This window comes from Nocardia fodinahabitans (assembly GCF_052983615.1).
Genome location: NZ_JBRJJC010000001.1, coordinates 6,691,360 through 6,714,901, shown reverse-complemented (window position 1 = coordinate 6,714,901; position 23,542 = coordinate 6,691,360). Strand labels below are relative to the sequence as shown.

Here is a 23,542-nt window from a genome sequence, read left to right as displayed (position 1 = left end):
CGCGGGTCACGGCATCGGCAGCGGTGGCGTCTTCGGGAACTCGACCGGCAGCGCGGCCAGCGAACGATGGAACGGGCCGGGCCGCCACACCAGTTCCTCGGCGGGCACGGCCAGCCGCAGTTCCGGCAGGGCGTCGAGCAATTGGTCGATCGCGTCCTGCACGATCAGGTACGCCACCGACTTGGCCGGGCAGCCGTGCGGGCCCGCGCTCCACGCCAGGTGCGCCCGGTTGTCGACCACATCGCGCCCGGCGATGGCCGGATCGTTGTTGCAGGCCGACATGCTGATCACGACCGGCTCGTTGGCGGGCAGCCACATGTCGTCGACCAGGATCGGCTGGCGCGGGTAGGTCATGCAGAAGTTGGCCAACGGCGGGTCGGTGAAGAGCACCTCGTCGAGCGCGTCGCGGGTGGACAGACTGCCACCGAGGACGTCGCCGGCGAAGCGGTCGTCGGTGAGCATCAGCCGCAGCGTGTTGACCACCAGATTCAGCATCGGCTCGATGCCTGCGCCGTAGAGCACCAGCAGCTGGTGCACCATCTCCTCGTCGGTGAGCGCGGCCGGGTGGTGCAGCAGCCGGGTGGCGACGTCGTCGCCCGGCTCGCGCTGGCGCAGCGCGACCAGGTCGGTCAGGGCGGAGGCGAGCAGGTTGTTGCCCGCCTCGGCGTCGTCGCCCTCGAAGATCTGCGCCATGCCGGTGGCCACCTGCTGACCGATCTCGGGCGTGCAGCCCAGCATCGAGTTCAGCGCCTGGAACACCAGCGGAAACGCGTACTGGCTCAGCAGGTCCGCCGCGCCGGTCGAACAGAAACTGTTGATCAGCGGGATCGCGAACTGCTCGATCGTGGCGTGCATCGAGTACAGATCCACGCCCGCGATGCCGGCGACATTGGCCTGCCGGTACCTGAGGTGTTCGGCACCGGTGGTGCGCAGCGCGGCCGGGCGGAACTGCAGCATCGGCAGCACCGGGCAGTCCTGCGGGATATTGCGCTGCCACATCCGCGGGTCGGCCGGGAAGTGCTCGGGATCGTTGAGGATCCGGACCGCCGTGTGATACCCGATGACCAGGGTCGCGCGGATACCCGGCGACAACTCGACCGGCACCACCGAACCGAACCGGCGCCGCATCTCCCGGTAGGCCGCCTGGGGATCGGCGGCGAACTCGGGGGCGTACATCGGTACCCGCTCGTCGGCCGAGAGGTCCACTGTCATGATGCTGTTGCTTCCTGCCTGCGGAACAGATACTCCGCCAACGTGATCAGCGCGCGCAGACCGTGGTCGCGGCGCCGGGCGTCGACCGCGACGACCGGCGTCTCCGGCGCCAGATCGAGCGCCTCACGCACTTCTTCGAGCGGGTAGCGGCGGAAGCCCTCGAACTCGTTGACCGCCACCGCGTACGGCACCCCGCGCTGTTCCAGCGCCGAGAGCACGTCGTCGGCCTTCTCGATGCGCCGGGTGTCGACGAGCACCAGCGCGCCCAGCGCGCCGCGGGCCAGCTCCTCCCACAGCGGGGCGAAGCGTTCCTGGCCGGGCGTGCCGAACAGGTACAGCGCCAGTTGCGGATTCAGGGTGAGCCTGCCGAAATCCAGGGCGACGGTGGTCTGCACCTTGCTGCCGAGCCCGGCCATGTCGTCGACGCCGATGCTGGCCTCGGTGATGGTCTCCTCGGTGCGCAGCGGCCGGATCTCCGACACCCCGCACACGAAGGTCGTCTTGCCGACGCCGAAATTGCCCGCGACCAGAATCTTCACCGATCGCGTCACGGTCTCCGCGACGTAGTCGACCTCACCCCGCGATGGCACGGAGACCATGCAGCACCTCCTTGATCAACGCGAGTTCCGGCTTCACTTCGGCCGGAGTCGGGCATTGCAGATGACCGCTGTCGAGCAGATCGGACACGATGATCTTCACGACCGACGCGGGCAGATCCAGATACGCCGACAGCTCCGCGATCGAGAGCGCGCCGCGGCGGCTGGTGAGCGCGAGGACCCGGCGCTCGTCGGGACGGTGATCGGGCCGCGCGTCGGCGACCGAGCGGACCAGGGTCACCAGGTCCAGTTCATGGGCGGCCCGAACCCGGCCACCGGTGCGCACATACGATCTGACCAGGTCGGGATCGCGCCTGCCCCGGCTCATTACCTGCCACCGTGCCGCGGCGCACTGCCGATCTCGTGGCCGACGCGTGAGGCGAGCTCGTTCATCCGGTGCGCCACCAGCGCGACATCGACGTCGGCGGTGGTGGCGACGCCTAGCAGGGCGCCGGAACCGGCGGCGGTGATCATCACCATGCCCTCGTCGTACTCGGTCATGTTCTGGCGCACCGTGTTCGCGGGACCACCGCAGAACTCGCCGAGCGCCTTGCCGAGCGAGCGCAGGCCGGAGGCGGCCGCGGCGAAGCGTTCGGCGTCGTCCTTGGCCACGCCACGGGAGTGCGCGATCCGCAGGCCGTCCTCGGAGAGCAGGACCGCGAAGCGGACGCCGGGGATCTCCAGATCCTCGAGCAGCCACGCCAATCGGTTCGTGCTATCGGCTACCGGTGTGCTCATCGGCTGTTCCTTCCGTGGTTCGCTCGGCCGCAGCGAGGCGACCGCTGCGGGAGCCGCTGTGCCAGGCAGCGGCGAGGTCGGGGCGAGCCTGCCCCGCTTCTTCGGTGGGTACTCCCGCCGAATCCGGCGCGACCGGCCTGCGGCGGCGCTTGGGTAGTCCCCCACTGGTGATCTCGTGTACCTCGGCGTGCGGCGCGTCGACCTCGACCAGCGTCGGCACGGGCACCGGAAGATGCGCGGGCGCGGCGAGTTCCGGTTCCGGCAGCCGCGGCGCGGCACCGCTGACCAGCAGCGCCGACGGCACGTAGACCATCGCCCGCATGCCGCCGAAGATGTTCGGCCCGTCGACGTGGACGGAGAACCCGTAGCGCCGCGCGAGCGCCGCGATACCGGGGAAACCGACCTTCGGCGCCGGGCCGAGATCGTGGATGTCGACGGCGCGTTCGCCGCTGAGCACCTGCCGCGCGTCCTCGAGCTGCTCCGGGCTCATCCGCATGCCGGCGTCGTCGATGATCACGGTGACGCCGTGATGCCCCTCCTGGAAGCCGACCTCGACGAACGACGACGGCGGCGAATACCGCAGCGCGTTGTCGAGCAGCGTGGCCAGGGTATGCACGAGCGGTTCGACCGCGCGGCTGATCACCACCCGGTCGGACTGCCCCGAGCGCACCCGCAGGTATTCCCGGACGCGTCCGGTGGCGCCGCCCGCCACGTCGGTGAGCGACTGCTGCGGCCAGCGCCTGCCGGGCAGACCGCCGGAGACGATCACGTAGGACTGCGCCTGCCGGATCATCTGCTGGACGGTGTGGTCGATCCTGGTCAGCGTCTCGTAGATCGCGTCGTCGCGGTGCTCACGCAGCGCCGCGCTCACCACCTGGCCGAGGTCGGTACCCAGGCTCACCACGGAGGTTCCGAACGAGCGCACCGCGGCACTGGTGGCGGCCCGCGAGGTGGCCGACAGGTCGGCGCGCGCCGCCTCCTGCGCGGCCTGCACCTCGCTGGTGCGCCGCTGCTCGCCGTAGCGTTCGACCATCGCCCTGGTCTCCTCGGCGACCACCCGCAGGTCCTCCGCGTGGCCGGTGGCGATCATCTGCAGCACCTGGCCGACCTGCGTCTCCTGCAGCTCCGCGGGCAGATCGATGGCGACCGCGGGGATCTCGTGCCTGCGCACGGCTGTGGTGATCGCCGGGAGCGTCGTCTGCGCCAGCTGGATCAGCGCGTTCTCACACGCGACACGCTCGCGGATGGCAGCGTCGGCCCGCAGTCGTTGCTGGCGCTCGTTGCGCATGGCGAACACCGTCACGGCCAGCGCCAGCAGTAACAGCGGCGCTCCGATGACGAGTAACAGCACCGCGATTCCTGAGTTCATCAGATCTTTCGTCGTCGTCGACCACATCACGCCCTGGCCGGTGGGCCCTCACCGGCCCGCCCGGGGAGGCATTCGCCCCGGGAGAGCGCGGTGGGCTCGGATATCCGATCCACACGCTCCGCTTCCAGCGACCCGCACACAGTAGCAGCACCATGATCGAGTCCGGCGCGGATCGTCCTGTCCGGCATCAGAATTCCCACCCACTTACCTGGGCACTTGATCTATTCTGGTTTGCTATGCCCCGGTCCGGTCGAGGCGGAACCTCGGGTACCGGATACCATCCGGGCGTGGCGAAACTGAAGCTCTCCGTCGATGTCCCCGTCCCACCGGACCAGGCGTGGGCGCACGCCTCCGACCTGCCCGCGCTCGGCGACTGGCTGACCATCCACGAGGCGTGGCGCGGCACCCTGCCCGAGGATCTCACCCCCGGCACCGTGCTCGTCGGCATCGCGCGCGTGAAGGGATTCCGCAACAAGGTCACCTGGTCCGTGCGCACCGCCGAGCCCCCGCGCCGGCTCGCGCTCACCGGCGCCGGCATCGGCGGCACCAAGTTCGGCCTGACCATGCTGGTCGAGCCGAAAGGCACCGGCTCGAAGGTCGGCGTGGACATCGACCTCGGCGGCGCACCACTGTTCGGCCCGATCGGTTCGGCCGTGGCCAAGGCGCTGCGCGGCGATATCGAACGCTCGCTCGAGGCATTCGTGAAGCTCTACGGCTGAGTTCCGCCGGTCGATCGGCTGGTGCGGGTGCTGCACGAGATCGCCGGTCGGCGCTGAGACAATGCGAAAGCCCGGGTGGAACATCGTGTCCCACCCGGGCTTTCGTGTCGTCGGCCGATCAGACCATGATCGACGCCTCGGCGTCGACCGGGGCGTCCGGCTTGGTCCGCGGCAGGAAGAACGCCGGGATCAGGGTCAGGCCGGCGAGGATCACCGTCACCCAGTAGGTGTTGCTGAACGCCTCGGCGGCCAGGTCGAGGCCCTGCTGGATCACCTCGGGCGGGAACTGGGCCGCGAGTTCGGGCTTGGCGTTGGAGGCGATGCCGATCTGGGTCTCGGGGTGATCGTCGAGCTGGGCGGCCAGCACGACCGACATCATCGCGGTGCCGATCGAGGCCGCGGTCTGGTTGATGATGTTCATCAACGTCGAACCGCGCGCGACCTGGGCGTGCGAGAGCGTCTGGATGGCGGCCGTCATCACCGGCATCATGGTGCAGCCCATGCCCAGACCCATCACGAACAGCGCGCCGCCGATCATCAGGTAGGACGTGTCGGCCTCGAGCTGGGTGAACCCGGCCAGGCCGATGGTGATGAAGGTGATGCCGAACAGCACGATCTTGCCCGGTCCGATCTTGTCGACCAGGAAGCCGGCGATCGGCATCGTCAACATGGCGCCGATACCCTGTGGCGCCATCAGCAGACCGGAGTCGAACGCCGTCTCACCGCGCACCTGCTGCAGGTAGTTGGGCAGCAGGAAGCCGGCGCCGAAGAACGCCGTCGCGAACAGCGACATGGTCAGCACCGAGAAGCGCAGCGACAGGTTGCGGAACAGGCGCAGGTCGATCAGCGGATGCTCGGTGCGCAAGGCGTGGAACACGAACGCCACCAGCAGTACCGCGCCGATGATCGCCGGGACGAGCACGCGCGCGGCGAGCACCGTGCCCTTCTCCGGGATGGAGGAGACGCCGAACAGGAACAGCGCCAGGCCGGGCGAGGCCAGCAGCATGCCGACGAAGTCGAACGATTCCGACGGCTTGGGCTGGTCGGGCGCGAACACGATGTAGGCCAGCACCAACGCGACCAGGCCCAGCGGCAGGTTGATGAGGAAGATCCAGTGCCAGCTGAAGGAGTCGATCAGCCAGCCGCCGAGGATGGGGCCGCAGATCGGGCCGAGCAGCATGGGCACACCGAGAACCGCCATCACGCGGCCGATCCGCTGCGGGCCCGCGGCGTGGGTCATGATCGTCATGCCCAGCGGCATGAGCATGCCGCCGCCGATGCCCTGGATGACGCGGAACGCCACCAGCGACTCGATACTCCACGCCATCGAACACAGCACCGACCCGAGGATGAAGAAGGTCAGCGCCGCCATATAGAGGCGTTTGGTGCCGAAGCGGTCGGCTGCCCAGCCCGTCATCGGGATGACCGAGGCCAGTGCCAGGGTGTAGCCGGTCATGGTCCAGGCGACGACCTCGACGGAGGCGTTGAAGTCCGCCATGAACGTCGGAATCGCCACGGTGACCACGGTGATGTCGAGGATCGACATCACCGCGCCGAGTACGACGACGCCCGCCACTTTGAGTACGGCGGCGTCCAGCTTGTCGGAGGTGGGATCGGCGGCGCCGATATCCGGAGGTTTCGTCACCGCTTGAGCCTGGCACTTTTCACCGCCGAAGACCAGTGAAATCTTGCCGCCGCCTCCGACGCCCGCAGCGCGGCGATCGTGGATTCGGACGAAGCGGGCAGCAGCGGCAATCGGACCGCCGCACTGGGGATCTGCCCCCACTCGGCGAGCACCGCTTTGATCACTGTCGGGTTCGGTTCGGCGAACAGTGCGGCGCCGAGCGCGTCGAGGTGGTGGCCGAGGGCGCGGCCCCGCGTGACATCACCGGCGAGCCAGGCGGCGACCAGCTCGGCGTAGGCGGACGGCGCGATGTTCGCCGCTGCCAGAATGCCGCCCTGGGCGCCGAGGGCCAGCAGCGCCGAGGCGAACCGGTCGTCCCCGCACAGCACCGTCGTCGTCGACCCGGCGCGCGCCATCAGCTCGACACTGGCCGCGTCGACACCGCCGACGGAGTGCTTGAATCCGGCGACGTTCGGGATGTCCGCGAGCCGCACGAGCGTGTCACCGCTGAGCGGGCGCGCGGTGCGATACGGCACGTCGTAGACGTACAGCGGGGCCGGACTGGCCGCCGCCAGCGCGGTGAAGTGCGCGACCACGCCCTCCTCGCTGGGCCGGACGTAGTAGGGCACCACCGCGAGCACTCCGGCCACCGGATGCCGCAGCGCGCCCACGGCGCGGACCGACTCCGCGGTGGCATTGCCACCCGCGCAGACGATCAGCGGCGCGTCCCGTTCGGCGCACACGGCCGCGCAGAGGTCGAGCACGCGCTCGCGCTCGCCGGCGGTGAGTGCGGAGGGCTCGGCGGTGGTGCCCAGCGCGACCAGTCCGGTCGCGCCCGCGTCGAGGACACGGTGCGCGTGCGCTGCCAGCGCGTCGGGCGCGAGGTCACCGTCGGTGGTGAACGGCGTGATCATGGGGACGAACAGCCCCTGCAGCGATGTCATGGGTCCATCGTCGAGCCATCGATACATCAGGTCCAGTTCACATTCATGACGATGAACGTAAGCTGTGCTGATGCTGGACGTTCGTAAGCTCCGCCTGCTGCGCGAACTCGCCCATCGCGGCACCATCGCCGCGGTCGCCGAGGCGCTCAGCTACACGCCCTCGGCGGTCTCCCAACAGCTCACCGCGCTCGAACGGGAGGCGGGTGTCGCCCTGCTCGAGCGCACGGGCCGACGCGTCGCGCTCACCCCGGCCGCCCAGCTGCTCGTCGGCCACACCGAGACCATCCTCGCCGCGCTCGAACGCGCCGACGCCGAATTGGCCGGGGCCCGAGACGAACTCGTCGGCACCCTGCGCATCGGCGCCTTCCCCACCGCCGCCCGCACCCTGCTCTCCCCCGCGCTGGTCACCCTGAGCACCGACCATCCCCGGCTGGAACTCACGGTCACCGAGATCGACCCCGCCGAGGTCCCCGACGCCCTGCGCGCGGGCACCCTCGACATCGCCCTCACCCACGACTACGACCTGGTGCCGGCCACCGCGGACCCCGCCATCCACACCGAGCCCCTGCACACCGAAACCGTCTACCTCGCCACCCGATACCCGCCGTCCGACGGCGATCCCCTGCGTGACCACCGCGAATCCCCGTGGATCGCGGGAACACCCGGCACCCTGTGCCACACGGTCACCCTCCGTGCCTGCCAGGCAACGGGTTTCACACCACGCATCCGCCACCATGCCGACGACTTCACCACCGTGCTGGCCCTGGTCGCCGCGGACGCGGGCACCGCGATCGTCCCCGCCCTCGCCCTGCACTCTCCACCCGAGGACATCGCGCTCACCCCGCTGACCACCCGCCGCCACACCCACCTCGCCTACCGCCACGGCATGACCCACCACCCCGCCATCACCGCCGCCCGCATCGCCCTGCGCGCCACGGCCGACAAGGCTCAGCGCGACCGGTGACCGCCCTCAGAAGCGCTGCCGCGCGGGCCCGCCCGCTGATGATCTTCGGCGGATGCAGCTCGGTGGCGATGGTCAGCGCGACGGCACCTCAGGCGGTTTTCTCGCGGTGGGTGCTCCGCTGGCGGGTGCGGGTCGCCGTGACCGGGTCGATGGCGGGCATGGACCACTGGGCCGAGAGGGCGAGGCTGGGTTCGCGGCCCGAGGCCACGTGCCGGTAGGCGATCTCGGCGGCGGCGTCGGGGTCGCCCGCGGCGATCGCGGCGTAGAGGGCTTCGTGTTCCTCGCACTGGGTGCCGGGGTCACGTTCCTTGGTGAGGTGGAACAGCCAGCGGACGCGGGATGCCAAGGGGCGCAGCAACGATTGCAGTAGCGGGTTGCCGGAGACCTCGACGATGAGCGCGTGGAAGCCGGCGTTGGCGGCGGCGATCGCGGCCTGGTCACCGGCGGCGGTGGCCCGGCGCGCGGCCTGGAGCTGTTCGCGCAGCGCGGTGAGGTCGGCGGGTTCGGCGCGTTCGGCGGCCAGGCGGGCCGCGAGGACCTCCAGGCTCTCGCGGACGTCGAACAGGTCGCGCACATCGGTGACGGTGAACGGCGCGACGATCGCCCCCTGCCGCGGCACGATGACGACCAGACCCTCGCGCTCGAGCATCTGCAGCGCCTCGCGCAGCGGGATCCGGGAGATCTCCAGCTCGGTCGCGAGATCGCGTTCGACCAGCCGCTGGCCCGGGCTCAGCCGCAGGTCGATGATCCGGTCGCGCAGTTCCTCATAGGCCCGATCCCGCAGCGATTTCTTCGCCGGTTCCTCCGCCACCGCACCATCCTTCCGCGCTCGCACGTCCACCACGGTAGTACCGCCGGCCACCAGCGACCGTTTCTTACGTTTCGGTAATCCGCCCGTCATCTGTGGGCACCAGGCTGACACTTAACGGTATACCGCTAAGTGAGCGGTTCGTTCGATCAAGGAGTACCCCGTGCACAAGTCCACTCGGCGCGCGATCGCCGTCGGCTCGGCCGCCTTCGCCGCCGCCGCCCTGCTGTCGGCCTGCGGATCCTCCGATTCCGCCGCTTCGGGCGGCAAGCTGAAGGTCGGCGTGTTCTTCCCCGGCTCACTCTCCGACACCGGCTTCATGCAGTCGGGCTATCTCGGGTACCAGCGCGTCGCCGACAAGCTCGGCGACAAGGTGGAGCTCAGCAAGGTCGAACAGGTCGCCGCCAGCGACTACCAGCAGGCCCTGGTCCGCTTCGCCTCCACCAACGACCTGGTGATCTCCCTCGGCGGCCAGACCGACGCCGACGTGCGCAAGGTCGCCCCGCAGTTCCCGAACGTGAAGTTCGTCGAGATCGGCGGTCCCGCCGACGCCGCGCCGATGGCCAACCTCGCCTACTACGACCCGCAGCAGGCCGAGGCCGAATTCCTCAGCGGCGCGGTGTCTGCGGCAGGCGCGAAATCCGGCGCGGTCGCCTTCGTCGGCGGCGTGGAGCTGCCCGCGATCGTCAACGCCGCCAACGCCTTCGGCAACGGCGCCCGCTTCGCCAAGCCCGACGTGAAGGTGCTCACCCCGCAGTACGTCGGCGACTTCAACGATCCCGCGAAGGCCAAGCAGGCCGCCCTGGCCGACTACGGTGCGGGCGCGGGCGCGCTGGGCCAGATCGTCAACCTCGGCAAGGCGGGCATGGAGCAGGCCGCGGCCCAGTCCGGCGCGGCCATGGTCGGCGGCCCGATCCCCGGCGATTGCACCAATCCGGTCTACCTGGGCTACGTGCACACCGACATCGGCGCCGAGGTCGAATACGCCGTGAACGCCGCACTGGACAACTCTTGGAAGGCCGACAACGTGCGCTTCGGGCTCACCTCGCCCAACGACGGCACCGACTTCGTGTTGTGCAGCAAGGACGCCGCGGTCGCCGACGCGCTCGCCAAGGCGAAGACGGCCCTGTCCACCGGCGCGGTCGAGCCGTACTGATCCCGATGAGCGCTTCCGCACTGACCCTGCAGGGATTGGGTAAGAGCTTCGGTGACGTGCAGGCCCTGCACGATGTGGACGTCACCGTCGAATCCGGCACCGTCCATTGCGTTCTCGGCGAGAACGGCGCGGGCAAGTCGACGCTGTGCAACCTGGTCTTCGGCGGCTACCGGCCCGACACGGGCCGGATGATGCTGGGCGGCACCGAGTTCCGGCCCGACTCCCCCGCCGCCGCGATGGCCGCGGGGGTGGCCATGGTGCACCAGCACTTCAGCCTGGTCACCACCATGACCGTCGCGGAGAACCTGCTGCTCACCCAGCGGGGCGTGCGGATGCGCCGGGCGGAACTGACCGACCGCCTCGACGAGATCGCGCGGCGCTACCGGCTGCGCATCGATCTCGATCAGCGGGTGGCGACCATGCCGGTCGGCGCGCGGCAGAAGGTCGAGATCGTCAAGGCCCTGCTGCGCGATCCGTCGCTGATCCTGCTCGACGAACCGACCGGCGTGCTCGATCCGGCCGAGATCGACGCGCTGATCGACACCTGCCGCGCCGTCGCCGCCGACGGCAAGGCGGTGGTGCTGGTGACGCACAAGCTCGGTGAGGTCGCCCGGGTCGCCGACGCCGCGACCGTGCTGCGCCGCGGCACGGTGGCCGGTGGCGGGCGGATGTCGACTACCAGCATCGCCCAGCTGCTCACCGCCATGGTCGGGCGCACCGCCGCCGATCTGGACCCGACCGTGGCCGCCACGCTCGGCCTGGACACCGCGACCGCACCCGTGCCGCGCGCGGCGGCGGCCGATCTCGGCGATGCCGCGCCGGTGCTCGTGGTCGACGGCGTCAGCGCAACGCGCCCCGACGGCAGCGTCGCGCTGGACGAGGTGCGGCTCGCGGTGCGCCCTGGCGAGATCGTCGGCATCGCGGGCGTCGAGGGCAACGGCCAGAGCGAACTCGTCGCCGTGCTGGCGGGCGGTGTCGCGGCCACCGGCGGCACCGTCACCCTCGACGGCATCGACATCACCGCCGCGCGCCCGGCCATCCGCACCGGACTCGGGCTCGGGGTCGTCCCCGAGGACCGTCACCGTGACGCGATGGTCGCCGACATGACGCTCGCCGAGAACCTGTTCCTCGGACAGCTCGGCCGCTTCCGCCGGTTCGGCCTGCTCGACAAGCGCGCCATGGGCCGGGCGGCACAGGCCGAACTCGAACGGTTCGACGTGCGCGCGGCGGGACCCTGGGTGCGGATGGGATCGCTCTCGGGTGGCAATCAGCAGAAGGTGGTGCTGGCCCGCGAGCTGTCCACCGCGAACCTGCGGTGCCTGGTGGCCGCCCAGCCCACGCGCGGATTGGACATCGGCGCGGTCGATTTCGTGCTGACCCAGCTGCGCCGGGCCGCCGCCGACGGCTGCGCCGTGCTCGTGGTGTCCAGCGAGGTGCCCGAACTGCTCGCCCTGTGCGATCGCGTGTTCGTCGCTTATCGCGGCGCGCTCGCCGGACCGGTCGAGACATCCGATCCGGCCGCGCCCCAACAGATCAGCGAACTCATGATGGGAGTCGCGGCATGACCGCAGCACTCGCGCACCGCATCCCCCTGCGCCGGTGGGCGCAGCAACCGGTTGTCGTGGCCGTGGCCGCGATGCTCGCCGCCGGGGTGATCGGGCTGATCCTGGCCGCGGCCGCCGGCGCCGCACCCGCAGCGACGATGACCGCGCTGTGGGAGGGCATGTTCGGCAGCGACTACGCGATCGGCGCCTCCCTCAATGTCGCGGCCACCCTGATGCTGGTGGCGGTCGGCTTCACCATCGCGCACCGGGCCGGACTGGTGAATGTGGGTGGCGAGGGCCAGATCTGCGCGGGCGGGATCGCCGCCACCGCGATCGGCACCACCCTCACCGGCGTGCCCGCTGCGATCACCCTGCCCGCGGTCATCGTGGGCGCGGGTGCGGCGGGCTGGCTGTGGGCCGCCATCGCGGCCTACCTGCGGGTGCGGCGCGGCACCAGCGAGATCATCACCACGCTGCTGCTCAACTTCGTCGGCATGGCGATGGTGCTGCTGGTGGTGCACGAGCCGGCGCTGCTGCGGCAGCCGGTGACGTCCTCGGAGACGCTGCCGCAGTCCGAGCCGCTCACGCCGGCGGCACATCTGCCGCTGCTCGGCATCGAGCGCTCCCCCGCGACGATCGCCCTGTGGATCGCGGTGGCGGCGGCGGTCGGCGCGGCGATCCTGGTGCGCCACACCGCACTCGGCACCCGGCTGCGGGCGGTCGGGCTCAACCCCGACGCGGCGGCCAGGCTCGGCTTGCCGGTGCAGCGACTGCGATTCCTGAGCCTGTCGGCCGCGGGCGCGTTCGCCGGCATCGCGGGCGGATTGCTCGTCGCCACCGCGCCGTTCGTGCTCGCTGAAGGCTTCTCCTCCGGGTACGGCTTCTCCGGCCTGGTCGTCGGTCTGCTGGCCCGTGGCTCGCTGTCCGCCGTCGTCGCGGTGTCGCTGCTGCTCGGCTTCCTCGTCTCCGGCGGGATCAATCTGCAGCTGGCGGCGAACGTGCCCGCCTCGACCATCTCGGTCGTGGAGTCGCTGATGATCGTGTTCATCGCGGGCGCGGCCCTGTGGACCCGATCGTCGCGCAAGTCCGAACCCGCCCCGCCCCCACCGGTTTCCCCGATCGATACCGCCGATTCCACCGACCTGGCAGGAGCGCCGCGATGAGTCTCGACACAGTCACCGACATCGCCACCAGCGGTATCGGTTTCACCCTGCCCATCCTGGTCGCCGCCGGCGGCGAACTGGTCAGCGAACGCGCGGGCGTGCTCAATCTGAGCCTCGAGGCGATGATGCTCACCGGTGCGTTCGCCGGTGTGCTCGGCGCCGTCACCACCGGTTCGCCGGTGCTCGGAGCACTCACCGCCGTGGTCGCCGCACTGATCTTCGGTGTAGCGCAGGCGATCTGGAGCATCGGTCTGCGGGCCGACCAGATCGTCGTCGGCATCGCCGGCAACGCGCTGGCCCTCGGCGCGACCACCTACGGCGCGCGGCTACTGCTGGCCGACGGCAAGGGCCACACGGTTCCCGGCTTCGACCCACTGCGGATTCCCCTGCTGCACCGGATCCCGGTGATCGGTCCCGCCCTGTTCGGCCAGACCGCGCTCGGCTACCTGTGCATCGCCGTCGTCGTCGCCCTCGCGATCGTGTTCTCCCGCCGCACCAAGCTCGGCCTGGTGATCGACGCCATCGGCGAGGACGCCGTCGCCGCCGACCGCACCGGCCTGTCCGTGCGGGCCGTCCGCTACGGCTGCGTGCTGCTGGCCGCGGTCGCCGCGGGCCTGGGCGGTGCGCAGCTGGCGCTGTCGGAGGTGCATTCGTTCAGCGACAACATGACCGGCGGCATCGGCTATCTCGCCGTGGTCGCGGTGATCGCGGGCCGCTGGCGCGCGCTCGGCGTGATCTGGGCGTCGGTGTTCTTCGGCATCGCGCAGGCGCTGCAGTTCGCGCTGCCCGCGCTGGGTGTCGACGTGCCCTTCGCGCTGCTGGTGATGCTGCCCTACCTGATCGCGATCGTCGCCGTCAGCGGCCTGGTCGGCAACAGCCGCTCGCCGCGCGACCTGACCGTCGCCTTCGCCCGAACTTCCTGACCCGTCCCCGCTTTCGAGGAGCACCTGCGTTGACTCTGATCCTGTCGCATTCCGATGTGGCCGCCGTCCTCGACCGCGCCGAGGTGCTGGCCGCGGTCGAACGCGCGCACGCCGACCTCGCGCTCGGCACCGCGCTGGTCCCCGCGCCCCCCGCCGTGACGCTCGGCGGCGCGGCCTTCGTGCCGATGGTCGCCGCCGCCGCATCCGCCGGCGCCGCCGCGGTCAAGCTGCTGGCCGATCTGCCCGCGAACCGCGAGCGCGGACTTCCGGTACAGCGCTCGGCGATCCTGGTGACCTCGGCCGCCGACGGTGGCTGCGAAGCGCTCATCGACGGGCGCCTCGTGACCGCCGTCCGCACGGCCGCCGCCAGCGCCGTGGCGACGAAATACCTGGCGCGCCGGGACAGTTCGGTTCTCGGACTGATCGGGGCAGGCGGGCTGGCCGTCGAGCACACCCGCGCGATCGCTTTGGTGCGCACGCTGGACACGGTGCTGGTCTGGTCGCGATCGATCGAGACCGTCGAACGGTTCCGCGCGGCCATCGCCGACCTCGGACTCGAGGTGCGGGCGCAGCCCTCGCCGGAGGCGGTCACCCGCGCGGCCGACATCCTGTGCACCCTCACGCCGTCGCGGGAGCCGATCGTGCGCGGCGCGTGGTTCGGCGACGGGCTGCACGTCAACGCGGTCGGCGCACCACCGCGGGCCGATCACCGGGAGGTCGACGGCGCTGCCATGCGCCGCGCGAGCGTCGTCGTGGACTCGGTCGGAACCACGCTCACCAAGTCCGGTGACACGCTGCTGGCCATCGCCGAGGGCGCGATCACCGAGGCGGCGGTGGGTACCGAGCTGGGTGAGGTCGTCGCGGGGCTGACACCGGGCCGCACCGGCGATAGTGACATCACCCTGTTCAACTCGGTCGGCATCGGCCTGCAGGACCTGGCCGCCGCCCGCCTGCTCATCGACAAGGCTCGCGCCAACGGCATCGGAACGGAAGTGGACCTCAGCGCATGACCGCACTCACCGAGAACGACCGCACCCACCTGCGTCGCGCCATCGAGCTCGCCGGACAGGCCGCAGCGCGCGGTGACCGCCCGTTCGGCGCGGTCGCCGTCGACCGCGACGGTCGCGTCGTCGCCGAGGGCGAGAACGCGGTGGGTAGCAGCGGCGACGTCACCACGCACGCCGAGCTGGTCGCGATCACCACGGCCACCGCCGCGGGCAAGGCCGAGGCGTTGCGCGGCGCCACCGTCTACGCCAGTGGTGAACCGTGTCCGATGTGCGCGGCCGCGATGGTCTGGGCGCAGGTCGGGCGGATCGTATTCGCCGCGGCGGCCGCCGAGTTCGGGCAGATCCTGTCGGGCGGGCCGAGTTTCGGGCTGACCTGCGCCGACCTGGTCGCCACCTCGAACGTGCCGGTGCTGGTCAGCGGACCGCACCTGGGTGCGGAAGCGCTCGCTGTCTTCCACGCCGCCGCGGCCCGATGAGCCGGGTGCCGGTCGCCACCACGGCGACCGGCATCGCCTCAGCGGACCGGGACGGGATCGTCGCCCAGGTCGCGCTGTTCCTCGATCGCTTCCGGGGTCCCCGGCACCTGGGTGCCACGCAGCGAGACACCCTTGGTCTCGATGAGGAACCAGGCGGCGATCAAGCCGACCAGGCAGGCGCCGAACATGTAGTACGCGGGGAACAGGTGATCGCCGGTGGCATCGATGAACGCCTGGTTGATCACCGGCGCGGTACCGCCGAACAGCGAGGTGGCCACGTTGTAGCCGATCGCCACCCCCGCGAAGCGCACGATCGTCGGGAACATGGCCGGGAAGGTCGCCGAGATGGTCGCCAGCTGCGGGGCGTAGAGCAGCCCCAGGATCGCGAAACCGACGATCGCGCCGGTCAGCGAGCTGCCGATCAGCTTGTACACCGGGATGACCATGATCATCAGCGCCGCACACGAGAACAGCCACATCGGCCTGCGGCCCACCCGGTCCGAGAGCGCGCCGAGGAACGGCAGAGTCACCAGCATGACGATCTGGCCGATCAACGGCACCAGCAGCGCGTCGGATTCCGCCATGCCGAGGGTATTGCCGAGATAGGTCGGCGTGTAGCTCAGCAGCGAGTAATTCACGACATTGAGCGCGATCACCAAACCGAACAGGGTCAGCACCGGGCGCAGATATTTGGTCACCAGGTCGCGATAGACACCGACGGTTTCCTCGGTCTCGTCGTTGCGTTCGACCTCACGGAAGACCGGCGTGTCCTCCACCCGGTTCCGCAGGTACATACCCACCAAACCGAGCGGCGCGGCGATGAGGAACGGAATTCGCCAGCCCCACGATTCCATGGCCGGATCGTCGAGCACATTCACCAGCAGCAGGGCGACCAGATTACCGAGCGTGAAACCGGCCAGCGTGCCGACTTCCAGGAAACTGCCATAGAATCCGCGCTTGCGATCGGGTGCGTATTCGGCCATGAACGTCGCGGCGCCACCGTATTCACCGCCCGCCGACAGGCCCTGCAGCATCCGCAGCAGGTAGAGCAGGATCGGCGCGCCGATCCCGAGGACCTCGTAGCTGGGGATCAGACCGACGGCCAGGGTCGACGCCGCCATCAGCACGATGGTCGTCGCCAGTACCCGCTTGCGCCCGATCCGGTCGCCGAGCGGACCCCAGATCATGCCGCCGATCGGGCGGATCAGAAAGGAAACCGCGAATCCGAGCAGCGTGTAGACGACACTCGAGCCCTCGCCGTCTCCGGGAAAAAGGGACGCGGCGATATAGGTCGCCAGATAGGCGTAGACGCCGTAGTCGAACCATTCGACCGCATTGCCGATCGCCGAAGCACCGATCGCGCGATGCAGCACCGATTTCGATTCCTGTGACATCTACACAAACCTCTCGTCGTCGCCTCTACGGGCTACCCGACGATTAGCCGAACAAACTTTACGACTGTGCGACGATTGTGTCCCGAGGCGAGCCCGGATCAGCTCGTCGAGATACTGGCGATCATCGCCGAGCACCGGGGCGACATGAGCGGTTTCGAGGTCGTGATCGCCGCCGCCGACGATCACGAGCGTGACGCGGATGTGCGCGCCGGCGCGACCTGGTGGTTGACAGCTGCCGATGACCTGCTCGCGCGCCGAGGCGCTGACGGCGGTCCGGCGCGGTCCGGGCTGGGACTCAGCCGAGAGCGGTGAGTTTACCTGCGAGAACCGCCTTTTCACGTTCGTTCCCGCACAGGCGGATCGCCTCGGTGAGCGCTTTCCGTGCCTCGTCGGTGCGGCCGAGGCGGGTGAGCAGTTCGCCCCGCACACTCGGCAGCAGGTGCGACTGCGCCAGTGTGCCCCCGGCGGCCAGTTCGTCGACGATCGGCAGCGCGGCCGCGGGCCCCTCGGCCATCGATACCGCCACCGCCCGGTTCAGGGCCACTACCGGTGAGGGCGCGAGCCGGCCCAGCGCCTCGTAGAGCAGCACCACCCGCTCCCAGTTCGTCGACTCGACCGACGGTGCGACGGCGTGACATTCGGCGATCGCGGCCTGCAGTCCGTAGGCCCCGAGTCCGCGACCGACCTGCGCGGCCTTGGCCAGCGCCGCCCGGCCACGCCGGATCGCGGAGTGGTCCCAGCGGCGGCGGTCCTGCTGCTCGAGCAGCACCGGCTCGCCGTCGGGCCCGGTCCGGGCGGGAAACCGCGCCGCCGTCAGCTCCAGCAGCGCGAGCAGCCCGTACACCTCGGGGTCGCCGGGCATCAGCCGTGCGAGTACCCGGGCCAGCCGCTGCGCCTCGCCCGCCAGGTCGAAGCGGATGAGGTCCTCGCCCGCGCTGGCCGAGGACCCCTCGGTGAAGATCAGGTAGATCACCCCGAGCACCGAGCCGAGGCGCGCGCCGCGCTCGGCGGCGGGCGGCACCTCGAACGCGACCTCGGCCGCGCCGAGTGTCTTCTTCGCCCTGGTGATCCTGGCCTGCACGGTCGCGGTCGGTACCAGGCAGGCCTTCGCGATCTCGTCGCTGGTCAGACCGCCGACCACGCGCAAGGTCAGCGCCAGCCGCGCCTCCCGCGAGAGCACCGGGTGGCAGGAGATGAACATCAGCGCCAGCACGTCGTCGTCGATCTGGTCGGGATCCCAGAGCACCGCGTCGGCCGCGCGGACCGGGTCGGCCGCCTCGCCGCCGGTCAGTACGCCACCCTCACCGAGATTTCCGGCGAGGGTGGCGTACCGGTCGTCGAGCGCGGAGCGCCGCCGGTAGGTGTCGATCGCACGGCGGCGGCCGACGGTGAGCAGCCAGCCGGCCGGTTGCCGCGGCACACCGTCGCGCGGCCAGGTCACCAGTGCCTCGGCGAGCGCCTCCTGCGCGAGATCCTCGGCCATCGCGAAATCGCCGGTGTAGCGGGCGAGCGCGCCGACGATTCGAGCCGATTCGATCCGCCAGACCGCGGCGACCGCCTCCCGGCCGGTGTGCTGGGTCATCGTCGTCCGGTTCAGAGCTGACCGGTGTCCTCGCGCCAGGCCCGCTCCTTCAGGATCCATTTGTTGTCCTGCGGGAATTCGTCGATGCTGGGGACGCGGCGGATCTCGGTCTTGATGCCGGGACCGGTCATCGGCATCCGCTTGGCCCATTCCACCGCCTCCTCCTTGGAGGCGACATTGAGGATGTAGTAACCGCCGAACAGTTCCTTGGTCTCGCCGTAAGGACCGTCGGTGACGATCGGGGGTTCCGAGGCGTAGTCGACGACCACCGTCTCGGCAGCGTCGTCGAGGCCCTCGGCGGCGACGAGCACGCCGGCCCGGATCAGTTCGTCGTTGAACTTGCCCATGGTTTCCAGCATCTCGTTGAAGTCGAGCTCGGCCGCCCTGGCCCAGGCGTCGTCGGTCGCGCGCATGATCAGCATGTACTTCATGGTCTGTCTCCTCGGGTAGGCGTGGACCCGGTGTGGGCCCTTGTTCATCCCTAGGTCGAACGGGCTACGGCACCGATCGACAACCGACCAAAAATTCCTTCCCCGAGTTTTCCACAGTCTCCGGTGACCGCGCGAGAACCGGTGAGTAGCCCGATCCGGGGACCCATCGCGCCCCGGCGTGATACATCTCGAGGGGACCTGTCACGCGACACAGCGGACAGGCAGAGAGTCTAGGAGTCCATCGTGAGCGCAGTCCTCGTCGAGCAACGCGAGCATGTGCTGGTCGTCGTCATCAACCGGCCGCAGGCCATGAACGCGGTCGACGCCGAGGTCAGCGCAGGGGTGGGTGCGGCGCTCGAGCAGGCCGAGGCCGATCCGCAGATCCGCGCGGTCGTGCTCACCGGCGCGGGCGAGCGCGCCTTCTGCGCCGGCGCCGACCTGAAGGCGATCGGTCGCGGCGAGAACATCCTGGCGCCGGGCAACGAACAGTGGAACCTGGCCGGATTCGTCCGGCACCCGATCAGCAAGCCGACCATCGCCGCGGTCAACGGCTTCGCGCTCGGCGGCGGCACCGAACTCGTCCTCGCCAGCGACCTCGCCGTCGCCGCCGAGACAGCAACCTTCGGCCTGCCCGAGGTCGCCCGCGGCCTGTTCGCCGCCGCCGGTGGCGCGTTCCGGCTGCCCGAGCAGCTGCCGCGCAAGGTCGCCATGGAGATGATCCTGACCGGCGAGCCGATCACCGCCGCCAGGGCGCTGGAGCTCGGGCTGGTCAACCGGGTCGTCCCGGCCGAACTGGTGCTCGACACCGCGCTGGAGCTGGCGGGCCGGATCGCCCAGAACGCGCCGCTGGCGGTGCAGGCGAGCAAGCGGGTCGCCCTCGGTCTGGTCGACGGCAAGCTCGCCGACGACGCCGCCTGGGATCTGAGCAACCGCGAGATCATGGGCGTCGCGCGCACCGAAGACGTGCGCGAGGGCACCCTCGCCTTCGCCGAGAAGCGCAAGCCCAACTGGCAGGCACGCTGACCGCGATGCGGATCCTGGTCCTCGGCGCCTCGGGCTTCGTCGGCGGCGCGTTGTACGCGCAACTCGGCGCGCGGCACGATGTCGTCGGGACCAGCCGCGGCGGATCCGGGCTGGTCCGGCTGGATCTCGCCGACGCCGAAGCGGTCCGCGCGCTCGTCGCGGACCGCGTCGACGTGGTGATCCACACCGCGGGCATCGTGGATCTGGCTGCCGCCCAACATGATCCGGACGCCGCCTACGCGGCCAATGTGGCGCCGATGGCCGCCCTGCTCGACGCGGTCGACGACGCCGGCGCCAAGCTCGTGTACCTGTCGACCGACAATGTCTTCGACGGCACCCGCGACACCTACGACGAAACCGCCCTGCGCACCCCGATCAACGTCTACGGCTGCACCAAGGCCGCGGCCGAACAGCGGGTGCTGGCCCGCGCCGGACACCTCGTCGTCCGGCTCCCCCTCGTCTACGGTCGCAGCCCGCGCTCGGACAAATTCCTCGCCCGCTTCGCCGCCCCCTCGGTCGAAGCGCGCACCGATATCGTGGGCACTCCGCTGTATCTCCCCAGCCTGGCGCCCCTGCTCGAGCAACTCCTCGACGAGTCCGGCGTGGTCCACCTCGCAGGCCCGGAGACGGTGAGCCGCTACGAACTCCTGACCCGGGTGCGCGACCGTCTCGGCGCCCCCGCGCGCATCGTGCCCACCGACCACGATTCCGGGCCCGCGGACTGCCCGCGCCCCCGCCGGCTGGTCCTGCGCAGCGTCCGGCACACACTCACCGGGCCCGATATCGACACGGCCCTGGCCGATCTCATCGGCCCGGCGCCGGCGCCGTCTGGGCGCTGATCGCGGTCCCCATCCACCGGCGCAGGTAGCGCCGCAGTTCGTCGTCGGCGCGCGGCGGATCGCCCGGGGAGAGGAAGAACGACTGCATCGTGCGCAGCGCGTATTCGACGAGGTCGCGCAGGGCCGGTTCGTCGTATCCGTGTGCGGCCCAGTCGACGTCGAAGCGCCGGATCATCGTCATGCCGAAGGCCTGCGCCTCGTCGGAGGTGAGGCTGTCGGTGTGCAGGTTCGAGTACGAACTCGACAGCATGATGCCCAGGTGCGGGGTCCGGCGGACCTCGGTGAGGGTGTAGACGACGGCCTCGATCATCGCGTCGGCCGGGTCGCCGAGTCCGGTGACGTGCGCGGTCAGCCGGTCGAGGAAGCCGTCCACCGAGGCGATGGCCGCGGCCGTCATCAGCGCGTCGGCGCTGGGGAAATACCGGTAGACGGTCTGGCGGATGACGCCGAGCGATTCCGCGACGTCGGCGATGCTGATCTCCGCGCCGGTCCGGCCGATGAGATCTACGGCGGCGGCGACGATCCGGCGCGACGCCTCGGCATCGTCCGCCGGCGGACTGCCACCCCATCCACGTCTGCGCGCCACCGGGTGGACGCTAGCACAACCCCAGGTCAGCGCGAATTCCGCGAAAGTGATCATACACACGACAGTCCATTCGTATGATTACCTCAAACCACCCGAGCGGCTCGCGCACGCCCGAGACAACGAGGTACTCCACCGTGACCGAACTTCATGTCCGCAAAATGGACTTCGCCTTCGCCGACTACGATGTGCCGTTCCTGTGGAACCCGCAGAATCCGGCCTTCTCCTCGATGGCCAACGCCGTCTCGTTCCTGGCCATCGGCTTCGAGAAGATGATCGTGCAGCTGATCACGCAGGCGAAGCCGCAGATCACCGACCCCGAGGTGGCCGAGGAGGCCGACGCGTTCATGCGGCAGGAGGGTCAGCATTCGACCGCCCACCGCCAGCACGTGAAGGCGCTGATCCGCCGCTACCCCGGCCTGCAGCAGACCCTCGACGCGGTGATCGCCGAGTTCGACAAGCTCACCGCGAGCACCCCGGTCAAGTACCGCCTGGCCTACACCGCCGATCTCGAGGCCACCTTCACCCCGGTGTTCAAGCTGATGCTCGACAACGACTCGACCCTGTTCGCCCCCGGCGACGATCGGGTGGCCTCGCTGTTCATCTGGCATTTCGTCGAGGAGGTCGAGCACCGCAGTTCGGCGCTGATCATCTTCAACTCCGTGGTGAACAGCGAGCTGTACCGGATGCGGGTGGCCCCCTCGATCTTCCGGCACGTCCTGCAGGTGATCCGGGTGGCCTGCGAAGGCTTCAACGAGCATGTGCCGCTGGTGGATCGGCAGGTCGACGCGCTGTCGATGTTCGCCAACTACCGGCGCGGGCAGACCCTGCGCCGGTTGCTGCCCGGGCTGCGGCCCGCCGACAACGGCACCATGCCGCGCGCGTTCGACGATCTCGGCATGGGTGAACAGCTCGTCGCCCTGGGCGGCATCATCCGCAGCCAGATGCCCCGGCACAATCCCGCGCACGAGAACCTGCCCGCGCTGGCCGACGAGTGGTTCCGCCGCTACGACGAGGGCTACGACGTCACCCGCTGGTACACCGCCGATTCCGTGAGTTCCTAGGAGCACCCCGATGGCCGAGCACTGCTCCCCCACCTTCGCCGACCTCGCCACCCAGCTGGGCTTCTCCTGCGAGGAGGCCGGCGGGCTCGTCGAGTTCCGCAGTCCGTTCGCCCTGGAGAACTGGACGCTGCCCGTTCTCGAGATCACCATCGTGCTCGGCGCGGTGCTCGCGCTCGTGTACGCGATCGCGCGCCTGCGCCGCCACGGCGACCCCACCGATCTGGTGGTGTGGTTCGGCGCGACCGCCTACCTGTTCGTGATCGAGCCGCCGCTGTACTTCCCCGCCGCGTTCGGCATCGAGGACCACGTCGACACGATGTTCGCGCACAACGTGTTCACCGTCGACTTCCTGTGGGGCAGGCTGCCGATCTACATCGTGGCGATCTATCCGCTGATGGCCACGCTGGCCTTCGGGATCGTCCGGATGCTCGGTGTCTTCCGGCGCTACGGCGTCCTCGTCGGGGCGACCTGCGTGGGTTTCGTGCACCACGCGTTCTACGAGATCTTCGACCATCTCGGGCCGCAGCTGCGGTGGTGGGAGTGGTCGATCGACAATCCCCTCAACCAGCCGATGTTCGACTCGGTACCGGTGGGCAGCGTCGTGGTGTTCGCGGCGCTGTGGCCGATGTCGCTGGCGTTCTGCGTGCAGTACTTCGTCGGGCGACACGTCGACCAGGGCCGCGATTTCTCCGGTGTCGAATTGGTCTGGCGCACAGTCGTGATCGGCCTGCTGGCCTCGGTCGGCACCTTCCTGCTGCCGCTTCCCGCGACGGTGCTCGGCGCGGGCAGCACCACGGTGCGCGGCGTGGTCTACGCACTGGAGCTGATCGCTCTCTCGGTGGTGGCGGCGGTCGTGCTGGTACGCCGGTGGCGTGAGCTGCGCCGGGGCGAGACGACGGAACCGCGCTACACGAACCCGTTCGTCCAGCGCTACGCCATCGTGTACCTGGTCGTCATGGCCGGTCTCTGGCTCGCCGCGCTGCCCGCGTTCTTCGACGCGGTGAACGGGGAAACCGCCGACGGCGATCCCATCGGCAACCTCTGGTACACGCTGGCCTGCTTCGTCATCGCGAGCCTGTCGATCGTGGCGACGTTCACGCTGCCGCGCCCCACCCCCGACGCGCCCGCACCCGCGGTCGAGAACACGGCGGTGACCAACTAGGTCTGTCCGATCGACGAAGGCCCGCCCGCGGCGTCGGCACCGCGGGCGAACCTTCCCGCATCGGCATCACCCTCGCGGAGGCCGAACCGAGAAGGTCACGATGCTCGACATCGAGCGGCACGGCACCAAGGTGGTCACCACCGCTGCGCGCGCATTTCGGCCGGGTGCTGATCTGGTTCGTGGTGTCGACGCCGTTCTCGGCCGTCCGGTTGTCCCGCGAC

The 23,542-nt window shown here is 70.1% G+C and carries 25 protein-coding genes; 13 read left to right on the top strand and 12 right to left on the bottom strand.

Translation table 11 applies throughout. From position 1 onward, the window contains the following. Nucleotides 1–6: 6 nt before the first annotated feature. From NV348_RS31715 to NV348_RS31695, 5 genes are read right to left on the bottom strand one after another with little or no spacing between them, the layout of a single operon-like run. Nucleotides 7–1,212, bottom strand: a complete 1,206-nt coding sequence (locus tag NV348_RS31715; protein ID WP_447150163.1) for a cytochrome P450 family protein — start codon at nucleotides 1,210–1,212, stop codon at nucleotides 7–9. Continuing rightward, nucleotides 1,209–1,811 carry a GTP-binding protein gene (locus tag NV348_RS31710; protein WP_447150162.1) on the bottom strand — a complete coding sequence of 201 codons (603 nt, stop codon included), beginning with the start codon at nucleotides 1,809–1,811 and terminating at the stop codon, nucleotides 1,209–1,211. Before NV348_RS31710 ends, NV348_RS31715 begins: the two co-directional genes overlap by 4 nt. Continuing rightward, nucleotides 1,786–2,136, bottom strand: a complete 351-nt coding sequence (locus tag NV348_RS31705) for a DUF742 domain-containing protein (RefSeq protein WP_218717406.1) — start codon at nucleotides 2,134–2,136, stop codon at nucleotides 1,786–1,788. The genes NV348_RS31710 and NV348_RS31705 overlap by 26 nt, the downstream gene beginning before the upstream one ends. Next, nucleotides 2,136–2,546: a roadblock/LC7 domain-containing protein gene (locus NV348_RS31700; RefSeq protein ID WP_447150161.1), complete on the bottom strand. Its 411-nt coding sequence runs from the start codon at nucleotides 2,544–2,546 to the stop codon at nucleotides 2,136–2,138. Before NV348_RS31700 ends, NV348_RS31705 begins: the two co-directional genes overlap by 1 nt. Further along, the gene (locus NV348_RS31695; RefSeq protein WP_447150160.1) at nucleotides 2,524–3,915 is read right to left on the bottom strand and encodes an ATP-binding protein; all 1,392 of its coding nucleotides are present in this window, start codon (nucleotides 3,913–3,915) and stop codon (nucleotides 2,524–2,526) included. The genes NV348_RS31700 and NV348_RS31695 overlap by 23 nt, the downstream gene beginning before the upstream one ends. Before the next feature lie 287 nt (nucleotides 3,916–4,202). Here NV348_RS31695 and NV348_RS31690 point away from each other — a divergent pair, with 287 nt between their 5' ends. Beyond that, nucleotides 4,203–4,634, top strand: a complete 432-nt coding sequence (locus tag NV348_RS31690) for a type II toxin-antitoxin system Rv0910 family toxin (protein WP_447150159.1) — start codon at nucleotides 4,203–4,205, stop codon at nucleotides 4,632–4,634. 118 nt (nucleotides 4,635–4,752) lie between these two features. Here the strand turns inward: NV348_RS31690 and NV348_RS31685 are convergent, their stop codons facing one another. Both NV348_RS31685 and dapA read right to left on the bottom strand, forming a co-directional pair. Next, on the bottom strand, nucleotides 4,753–6,279 hold the full coding sequence (locus NV348_RS31685) for a DHA2 family efflux MFS transporter permease subunit (protein ID WP_447150158.1): 1,527 nt from the start codon (nucleotides 6,277–6,279) through the stop codon (nucleotides 4,753–4,755). Then, nucleotides 6,276–7,202: a 4-hydroxy-tetrahydrodipicolinate synthase gene (dapA, locus tag NV348_RS31680; protein ID WP_447150157.1), complete on the bottom strand. Its 927-nt coding sequence runs from the start codon at nucleotides 7,200–7,202 to the stop codon at nucleotides 6,276–6,278. Before dapA ends, NV348_RS31685 begins: the two co-directional genes overlap by 4 nt. A gap of 70 nt (nucleotides 7,203–7,272) precedes the next feature. On the opposite strand from dapA, the gene NV348_RS31675 reads away from it, so the two are divergent. Next, complete coding sequence (locus NV348_RS31675; RefSeq protein ID WP_447150156.1) at nucleotides 7,273–8,166, top strand: LysR family transcriptional regulator; 894 nt, start codon at nucleotides 7,273–7,275, stop codon at nucleotides 8,164–8,166. Nucleotides 8,167–8,254: 88 nt separating this feature from the next. Here the strand turns inward: NV348_RS31675 and NV348_RS31670 are convergent, their stop codons facing one another. After that, the gene (locus tag NV348_RS31670) at nucleotides 8,255–9,001 is read right to left on the bottom strand and encodes a GntR family transcriptional regulator (RefSeq protein WP_447150155.1); all 747 of its coding nucleotides are present in this window, start codon (nucleotides 8,999–9,001) and stop codon (nucleotides 8,255–8,257) included. 136 nt (nucleotides 9,002–9,137) lie between these two features. Between NV348_RS31670 and NV348_RS31665 the strand changes: the two genes are divergently transcribed. From NV348_RS31665 to NV348_RS31640, 6 genes are read left to right on the top strand one after another with little or no spacing between them, the layout of a single operon-like run. Further along, the gene (locus tag NV348_RS31665; protein ID WP_447150154.1) at nucleotides 9,138–10,130 is read left to right on the top strand and encodes a BMP family protein; all 993 of its coding nucleotides are present in this window, start codon (nucleotides 9,138–9,140) and stop codon (nucleotides 10,128–10,130) included. 5 nt (nucleotides 10,131–10,135) lie between these two features. Continuing rightward, the gene (locus tag NV348_RS31660) at nucleotides 10,136–11,695 is read left to right on the top strand and encodes an ABC transporter ATP-binding protein (RefSeq protein ID WP_447150153.1); all 1,560 of its coding nucleotides are present in this window, start codon (nucleotides 10,136–10,138) and stop codon (nucleotides 11,693–11,695) included. Further along, entirely contained in the window at nucleotides 11,692–12,837 is a 1,146-nt protein-coding gene (locus tag NV348_RS31655) for an ABC transporter permease (protein WP_447150152.1), read from the top strand. The genes NV348_RS31660 and NV348_RS31655 overlap by 4 nt, the downstream gene beginning before the upstream one ends. Then, on the top strand, nucleotides 12,834–13,760 hold the full coding sequence (locus tag NV348_RS31650; RefSeq protein ID WP_447150151.1) for an ABC transporter permease: 927 nt from the start codon (nucleotides 12,834–12,836) through the stop codon (nucleotides 13,758–13,760). The genes NV348_RS31655 and NV348_RS31650 overlap by 4 nt, the downstream gene beginning before the upstream one ends. Before the next feature lie 29 nt (nucleotides 13,761–13,789). Then, a complete protein-coding gene (locus tag NV348_RS31645) occupies nucleotides 13,790–14,770 on the top strand; it encodes an ornithine cyclodeaminase family protein (protein WP_447150150.1) in 981 nt (326 codons plus the stop codon). Then, nucleotides 14,767–15,243, top strand: coding sequence for a nucleoside deaminase (locus NV348_RS31640; protein WP_447150149.1), 477 nt, complete (start codon nucleotides 14,767–14,769; stop codon nucleotides 15,241–15,243). Before NV348_RS31645 ends, NV348_RS31640 begins: the two co-directional genes overlap by 4 nt. A 38-nt stretch (nucleotides 15,244–15,281) precedes the next feature. Here the strand turns inward: NV348_RS31640 and NV348_RS31635 are convergent, their stop codons facing one another. Further along, the gene (locus NV348_RS31635) at nucleotides 15,282–16,637 is read right to left on the bottom strand and encodes an MFS transporter (protein ID WP_447150148.1); all 1,356 of its coding nucleotides are present in this window, start codon (nucleotides 16,635–16,637) and stop codon (nucleotides 15,282–15,284) included. A gap of 75 nt (nucleotides 16,638–16,712) precedes the next feature. Here NV348_RS31635 and NV348_RS31630 point away from each other — a divergent pair, with 75 nt between their 5' ends. After that, nucleotides 16,713–16,949 (top strand): hypothetical protein, encoded by a 237-nt coding sequence (locus NV348_RS31630; RefSeq protein WP_447150147.1) that lies wholly within the window; start codon nucleotides 16,713–16,715, stop codon nucleotides 16,947–16,949. On the opposite strand, the gene NV348_RS31625 is transcribed toward NV348_RS31630, so the two are convergent. Beyond that, nucleotides 16,933–18,219 carry an RNA polymerase sigma factor gene (locus NV348_RS31625; protein ID WP_447150146.1) on the bottom strand — a complete coding sequence of 429 codons (1,287 nt, stop codon included), beginning with the start codon at nucleotides 18,217–18,219 and terminating at the stop codon, nucleotides 16,933–16,935. The two genes, NV348_RS31630 and NV348_RS31625, sit on opposite strands and share 17 nt — an antisense overlap. 11 nt (nucleotides 18,220–18,230) lie before the next feature. Then, nucleotides 18,231–18,650 carry a YciI family protein gene (locus tag NV348_RS31620; protein WP_447150145.1) on the bottom strand — a complete coding sequence of 140 codons (420 nt, stop codon included), beginning with the start codon at nucleotides 18,648–18,650 and terminating at the stop codon, nucleotides 18,231–18,233. 243 nt (nucleotides 18,651–18,893) lie between these two features. On the opposite strand from NV348_RS31620, the gene NV348_RS31615 reads away from it, so the two are divergent. Together NV348_RS31615 and NV348_RS31610 are read left to right on the top strand one after the other, a co-directional pair. Continuing rightward, nucleotides 18,894–19,673, top strand: coding sequence for a crotonase/enoyl-CoA hydratase family protein (locus NV348_RS31615; protein ID WP_447150144.1), 780 nt, complete (start codon nucleotides 18,894–18,896; stop codon nucleotides 19,671–19,673). 5 nt (nucleotides 19,674–19,678) lie between these two features. Further along, complete coding sequence (locus tag NV348_RS31610) at nucleotides 19,679–20,512, top strand: SDR family oxidoreductase (RefSeq protein ID WP_447150143.1); 834 nt, start codon at nucleotides 19,679–19,681, stop codon at nucleotides 20,510–20,512. Here the strand turns inward: NV348_RS31610 and NV348_RS31605 are convergent. After that, on the bottom strand, nucleotides 20,478–21,098 hold the full coding sequence (locus NV348_RS31605; protein ID WP_447151200.1) for a TetR/AcrR family transcriptional regulator: 621 nt from the start codon (nucleotides 21,096–21,098) through the stop codon (nucleotides 20,478–20,480). The genes NV348_RS31610 and NV348_RS31605 overlap by 35 nt on opposite strands. Before the next feature lie 134 nt (nucleotides 21,099–21,232). Between NV348_RS31605 and NV348_RS31600 the strand changes: the two genes are divergently transcribed. Further along, on the top strand, nucleotides 21,233–22,159 hold the full coding sequence (locus NV348_RS31600) for a metal-dependent hydrolase (RefSeq protein ID WP_447150142.1): 927 nt from the start codon (nucleotides 21,233–21,235) through the stop codon (nucleotides 22,157–22,159). 10 nt (nucleotides 22,160–22,169) lie between these two features. After that, entirely contained in the window at nucleotides 22,170–23,321 is a 1,152-nt protein-coding gene (locus tag NV348_RS31595; RefSeq protein ID WP_447150141.1) for a hypothetical protein, read from the top strand. Nucleotides 23,322–23,542: the final 221 nt, after the last annotated feature.

Coding starts and splice junctions, on each gene's coding strand:
- NV348_RS31715 (WP_447150163.1), bottom strand. CDS start 1,212: ATGACAGTGGACCTCTCGGCCGACGAGCGGGTACCGATGTACGCCCCC.
- NV348_RS31710 (WP_447150162.1), bottom strand. CDS start 1,811: ATGGTCTCCGTGCCATCGCGGGGTGAGGTCGACTACGTCGCGGAGACC.
- NV348_RS31705 (WP_218717406.1), bottom strand. CDS start 2,136: ATGAGCCGGGGCAGGCGCGATCCCGACCTGGTCAGATCGTATGTGCGC.
- NV348_RS31700 (WP_447150161.1), bottom strand. CDS start 2,546: ATGAGCACACCGGTAGCCGATAGCACGAACCGATTGGCGTGGCTGCTC.
- NV348_RS31695 (WP_447150160.1), bottom strand. CDS start 3,915: ATGAACTCAGGAATCGCGGTGCTGTTACTCGTCATCGGAGCGCCGCTG.
- dapA (WP_447150157.1), bottom strand. CDS start 7,202: ATGACATCGCTGCAGGGGCTGTTCGTCCCCATGATCACGCCGTTCACC.
- NV348_RS31675 (WP_447150156.1), top strand. CDS start 7,273: ATGCTGGACGTTCGTAAGCTCCGCCTGCTGCGCGAACTCGCCCATCGC.
- NV348_RS31660 (WP_447150153.1), top strand. CDS start 10,136: ATGAGCGCTTCCGCACTGACCCTGCAGGGATTGGGTAAGAGCTTCGGT.
- NV348_RS31655 (WP_447150152.1), top strand. CDS start 11,692: ATGACCGCAGCACTCGCGCACCGCATCCCCCTGCGCCGGTGGGCGCAG.
- NV348_RS31650 (WP_447150151.1), top strand. CDS start 12,834: ATGAGTCTCGACACAGTCACCGACATCGCCACCAGCGGTATCGGTTTC.
- NV348_RS31640 (WP_447150149.1), top strand. CDS start 14,767: ATGACCGCACTCACCGAGAACGACCGCACCCACCTGCGTCGCGCCATC.
- NV348_RS31635 (WP_447150148.1), bottom strand. CDS start 16,637: ATGTCACAGGAATCGAAATCGGTGCTGCATCGCGCGATCGGTGCTTCG.
- NV348_RS31625 (WP_447150146.1), bottom strand. CDS start 18,219: ATGACCCAGCACACCGGCCGGGAGGCGGTCGCCGCGGTCTGGCGGATC.
- NV348_RS31620 (WP_447150145.1), bottom strand. CDS start 18,650: ATGAAGTACATGCTGATCATGCGCGCGACCGACGACGCCTGGGCCAGG.
- NV348_RS31610 (WP_447150143.1), top strand. CDS start 19,679: ATGCGGATCCTGGTCCTCGGCGCCTCGGGCTTCGTCGGCGGCGCGTTG.
- NV348_RS31595 (WP_447150141.1), top strand. CDS start 22,170: ATGGCCGAGCACTGCTCCCCCACCTTCGCCGACCTCGCCACCCAGCTG.